This window comes from Sphingomonas sp. (assembly GCF_042096255.1).
Lineage (GTDB): Bacteria > Pseudomonadota > Alphaproteobacteria > Sphingomonadales > Sphingomonadaceae > Sphingomonas.
This window is the reverse complement of the sequence record NZ_JBELLZ010000157.1, coordinates 1-4,744: the sequence shown is the minus strand read 5'-3', so window position 1 is coordinate 4,744 and position 4,744 is coordinate 1. Positions and strand designations below refer to the sequence as shown.

Sequence of the window (4,744 nt, the reverse complement as noted above, 5' to 3'; positions counted from 1 at the left end):
CTTCGACGATATACGCCTCGGGCATCTTCCGACTCTCCATAACAGATGTTATCCCGGCGGCTGTGTGACGTAAGTTGACGTAAACGGCAAGGGGTCAGACGCATGGATGTCAGCACGGCGGTGGCGGAGCGCAGGTCGGTGCGCGGGTTCCTCGACAAGGAGGTGCCGCTGGAAACCCTGAAGCGCCTTGCGCTCAAGTCCGCCCGTGCGGCGACCGGGGGCAATATCCAGCCCTGGCACGTCGACATCGTCCATGGCGCCAAGATGGACGAACTGAAGGCGATCATGCGCGGCAAGATCGAGCGGCGCGAGACCGAGACGCCCGGTTATGACATTTATCCCAAGGAGATGACCGACGCGACCAAGCGCCGCACCTTCCAGATTGGCGAGCTGATGTACGGCCACCTCGGCATCCCGCGCGAGGACCGGCGCGCGCGTGCCGAATGGTTCGCGCGCAACTTCCAATTCTTCGGCGCGCCCGCGGCCTATTTCGTCACCGTCGACCGGCGCATGGGGCCGCCGCAATGGGCGGACCTCGGCATGTACCTCCAGAACCTGATGCTGCTGGCGGTAGAGGACGGCCTTTCCACCTGCCCGCAGGAATGCTGGGCGGTCTATCCGAACACGGTGGAAGCGTTCCTGGGCACCCCGCCCGAGCGGATGCTGTTCTGCGGGGTGGCGATCGGCTGGGAGGATGCGAGCGAGGCGGTCAATGCCCTGCGCTCACCGCGCGCGGATGAGGAGGAATGGCTGACGGTGCATTGAGCAAAGCCCCTCCTCTTCAGGGGAGGGGTTGGGGTGGGGGCTGTCCGCCGGCGGAAGTCTCGGTGAGACACCTTCCCCACCCCCCGCCCTCCCCTGAAGGGGAGGGGTGAAGCTAGATCACATCACCACGCCCGGCTTCGCCTCCTCGATCGCGGCGAGCACCATGCGCTCCCATACCGCGGGGTCGCCCGCGGCGGCCATCTTCTCGCTGGGCGCGCGCAAGGTGTGCAGCACCGCGATCGCCTGTTCGCGATAGTCCTGCCACACCGCATCGACCGCACCGGAGGCGGACTCCTGGTCCCCCTCGGCATTGGCGCTGAGGCGCTCGCCCGCGAGTACGCGGGCGATCCGTTCGACGGCGGGGGTGAGCGCGGTATCCATGCGGGTCTCCTTTGCGGGGACCAACCCGCGAACCGCGCTCCGGCTCCGTTACGCCTGCGCCGCGGGACGACGGCCACGGCTCGGCCGGCGATTGCCGCCGCGCGCGCCGCCGCCGCCGCCGCCGCTATTGCCGCCCCGGCTCTGGCCACCACCGCCGCCACCCGGACGGGCGTTGCGGGTGTGGACCGGCTGGTGGGTCGCCTTGGGACGCGCGGGCGGGCGCGGACCGCGCTGGCGATCCTCGCGCGGCGCGGGATCGGCGCCGATCGCCTGGACGCGCGCGGCCTTGAGCGCATCAGCGCGCGCCATGAAGCCTTCCGGCAGCGGGCGCTGCGGCACCTTCTGGCGGGTCAGCTTCTCGATGTCCTTGAGGTACGGCCGCTCGTCGTCCGCGCAGAAGGCGATCGCCTCGCCGCTCGCCCCCGCCCGCGCCGTGCGGCCGATGCGGTGGACATATTGCTCGGGCACGTTGGGCAGCTCGAAGTTGAACACGTGACTCACGCCCGACACGTCGATGCCGCGCGCGGCGATATCGGTCGCCACCAGGATCGGCGTCTCGCCCGAGCGGAACGCGGCCAGCGCGCGCTCGCGCTGCGGCTGGCTCTTGTTGCCGTGGATCGCGTTGGAGGCGATGCCGTTGCCGGCGAGCAGCTTCACGACGCGGTCGGCACCATGCTTGGTGCGGGTGAACACCAGCGCACGGTCGACCGGCATGTCGCTGAGCAGCATGGTCAGCAGCGCCTGCTTCTCGGTCTGGTTGCAGAAGATCACCGACTGGTCGACTCGCTCAGCGGTGGTCGACTGCGGCACCACCGAGACGGTGGCGGGATCGGTGAGGAACTGGTCGGCGAGCTGGCGGATCGCCGGCGGCATGGTGGCGGAGAAGAACAGCGACTGGCGCTTCTTGGGCAGCATCCGCACTATGGTGCGCAGCGCGTGGATGAAGCCGAGATCCAGCATCTGATCCGCCTCGTCGAGGACTAGGATCTCCAGCATGGACAGGTTGAGCGCGCCCTGCTCCACCAGGTCGATCAGCCGGCCGGGGGTGGCGACGAGGATGTCGACGCCGGGGCGCACGTCCGTGCGGTTCTTGTGCAGGCTGGTGCCGCCGAACACGGTGGCGACGCGCAGCTTGGAGAACTGGCCATAGGCGCGCGCGCTGTCGGCGATCTGGCCGGCGAGCTCGCGCGTCGGCGCCAACACCAGCATGCGGCAGTGCATCGGCAGCGCGCGCTTGTTGGCGGCAACGAGCCGCTGGATCGAGGGCAGCACGAACGCGGCGGTCTTGCCGGTGCCGGTCTGCGCGATGCCGAGCAGGTCGCGCCCGTCGAGCAGCAGCGGGATCGAGTCGCGCTGGATCGGCGTCGGCGCCTCATAGCCCTTGGCGGAGAGCGCGCGGACGAGAGGCTCGGCGAGGCCGAGGTCGGTGAAGGTCATGGATATCTGATCCGAAATGTCCCAAGCGCCCGGCGCGCAGCCGTGCGATGGCGGGGAAGAATGACACCCCGCGTGATAGGGAAGCCTTGCGCGTTCGGGTCGAGACGGAGCCGGAGGGACATGCCCTCGATCACGCTGCTGTACGCCTCTGTGCGGCGCCTATGTGCTGGCAGGGCCCCGAAAGTCAAGGATGCTGATTGCGAGCGCGCGTTTGCTCGCGCGGAAACGCGTGCATCGCACGCCGAACAGAGCCAACTGCCAGGTTGCAACGGACCTGCTTCAAAACCCCGCCGATATCGACTATATCCGGGTCTTAGTAGCAACAGGAGAAATACCCATACGTCCTCCCATGATGCGCCGGCCGATGCAGGCGCCGCCGATGAACGGCCCTCGCTTCAACGAGTGGATCCAGAGCCCCAAGGTTCGCGTGATCGACCATGAGGGCGAGAATCTCGGCGTGATGTACACGCGCGAGGCGATCGCGCAGGCGCAGGAAGTCGGCCTCGATCTGGTCGAGGTGTCGCCCAATGCCGATCCGCCCGTCGCCAAGTTCCTGGACGTCGGCAAGTTCAAGTACGAGGCGCAGAAGAAGGCCAATCTCGCCCGCAAGTCGCAGAAGACGCAGGAGATCAAGGAGATCAAGATGCGTCCGAACATCGACGACCATGACTATGACACCAAGATGAAGAAGGTGGCAGAGTTCATCGAGGAAGGCGACAAGGTGAAGGTCACCATGCGCTTCCGCGGCCGCGAGCTCAGCCACGGCCAGCTCGGCATGGCGGTGCTCCAGCGCGTTGCCGAGCAGGTGCAGGAAGTCGCCAAGGTGGAGGCCTATCCCCGCATGGAAGGCCGCCAGATGCTGATGGTGCTGGCGCCGAAGTGAGATAGCGGAAGCTGTTTCACGCCTCGTCGGCGCCACGGCTGGCGGGGCACAGCCCCGACCGACGAGTGACAGGATCGAAGCACCCCGTGCTTCGAAGGTCATGCCGCGGGCATGACCGACCTGTCACTGGCTTCGCCGCGACGGGACCCTTCCCCTCTCGCGTTCTTGTAACGCAAAGTCGATGCGTGCCGCGTCAGCGATGTGCTCCCGCGAAGGCGGGAGCACAGACTGGGTCCCCGCCTTCACGGGGACACACCCGGCGCGAAACCGCATTTTGCGTACTCACACCGAGAAGCGAACGGCAGGGGCTGGAGTCGCGCCCCATACTGGTCCAAGCGCCCCCGCATGCCCCTTTTCCCTCCCGCCGATTGCCCGCGCCTGATCGTCAAGATCGGCTCGGCGCTGCTGGTCGATGCTGAGGGGGTGCGCCGCGGGTGGCTGGAGGCGGTCGCCGCCGATATCGCCCAACGCCGCGCCGCGGGGCAGCAGATCGCGGTGGTCTCCTCCGGCTCGATCGCGCTCGGCGCGCGCCGGCTCGGTCTGCCCAAGGGCGGGCGCGCCAGCCTGGAGGATGCGCAGGCCGCCGCCGCCACAGGGCAGATCGCGCTTTGCCAGGTCTGGGCCGAGGTGCTCGGCGCCGCCGGCTTCCACGCCGCGCAGATGCTGGTCACGCTCGACGACCTCGAGGACCGCCGCCGTTACCTCAACGCCTCCGCCACGCTCGATCGGCTGCTCGCGCTCGGCGTGGTGCCGATCCTCAACGAGAATGACAGCGTCGCCACCGAGGAGATCCGCTTCGGCGACAACGACCGGCTCGCCGCGCGGGTGGCGCAGGCGGCGCGGGCGAATGGTGTGATCCTGCTATCCGATGTGGACGGCCTGTACGATCGCAACCCCGCGCAGCCCGGCGCGCAGCATATCGCCACCGTCGAGCGGATCGACACGCGGATCGAGGCGATGGCGGACGGCGGCTCCGCCTCGGGCATGGGCTCGGGCGGGATGGTGTCCAAGATCGCCGCGGCGCGGATCGCCACCCGCGCGGGCATCGCGCTCGCCATCGCCAGCGGCCGCGCCGAGCGCCCGCTCGCCGCCGACGCACGCCACACCCTGTTCCGCGCCGCCCGCCGCGCCCCCGCGCGTGAGGCGTGGATGGCGGGCCGGCTCACCGCGCGCGGCACCATCCATGTCGATGCCGGCGCCGCCGCCGCACTCATCGGCGGGGCGAGCCTGCTCGCCGCCGGCGCGACGCGCGTGGAGGGGCGCTTCGCGCGCGGCGAC

The 4,744-nt window shown here is 69.1% G+C and carries 5 protein-coding genes; 3 read left to right on the top strand and 2 right to left on the bottom strand.

The window, feature by feature from the left end; all coding sequences use genetic code 11:
* Positions 1 to 102: 102 nt before the first annotated feature.
* Complete coding sequence (locus ACFDTH_RS17460) at positions 103 to 765, top strand: nitroreductase (protein WP_375288826.1); 663 nt, start codon at positions 103 to 105, stop codon at positions 763 to 765.
* 117 nt (positions 766 to 882) lie between these two features.
* On the opposite strand, the gene ACFDTH_RS17455 is transcribed toward ACFDTH_RS17460, so the two are convergent.
* Both ACFDTH_RS17455 and ACFDTH_RS17450 read right to left on the bottom strand, forming a co-directional pair.
* A complete protein-coding gene (locus ACFDTH_RS17455; RefSeq protein WP_375288825.1) occupies positions 883 to 1,146 on the bottom strand; it encodes a hypothetical protein in 264 nt (87 codons plus the stop codon).
* Between the two features lie 48 nt (positions 1,147 to 1,194).
* The gene (locus tag ACFDTH_RS17450) at positions 1,195 to 2,583 is read right to left on the bottom strand and encodes a DEAD/DEAH box helicase (protein WP_375288824.1); all 1,389 of its coding nucleotides are present in this window, start codon (positions 2,581 to 2,583) and stop codon (positions 1,195 to 1,197) included.
* Positions 2,584 to 2,932: 349 nt separating this feature from the next.
* Here ACFDTH_RS17450 and infC point away from each other — a divergent pair, with 349 nt between their 5' ends.
* Entirely contained in the window at positions 2,933 to 3,466 is a 534-nt protein-coding gene (gene infC, locus ACFDTH_RS17445) for a translation initiation factor IF-3 (RefSeq protein ID WP_375288823.1), read from the top strand.
* Between the two features lie 345 nt (positions 3,467 to 3,811).
* A partial coding sequence (gene proB / locus ACFDTH_RS17440) for a glutamate 5-kinase (RefSeq protein WP_375288822.1) occupies positions 3,812 to 4,744 on the top strand: 933 nt, incomplete at its 3' end.

Bases quoted from the DNA above. Each gene is read 5' to 3' on its own strand.
- ACFDTH_RS17450 (WP_375288824.1), bottom strand. From the start codon at position 2,583: ATGACCTTCACCGACCTCGGCCTCGCCGAGCCTCTCGTCCGCGCGCTC.
- ACFDTH_RS17460 (WP_375288826.1), top strand. From the start codon at position 103: ATGGATGTCAGCACGGCGGTGGCGGAGCGCAGGTCGGTGCGCGGGTTC.
- infC (WP_375288823.1), top strand. From the start codon at position 2,933: ATGATGCGCCGGCCGATGCAGGCGCCGCCGATGAACGGCCCTCGCTTC.
- ACFDTH_RS17455 (WP_375288825.1), bottom strand. From the start codon at position 1,146: ATGGATACCGCGCTCACCCCCGCCGTCGAACGGATCGCCCGCGTACTC.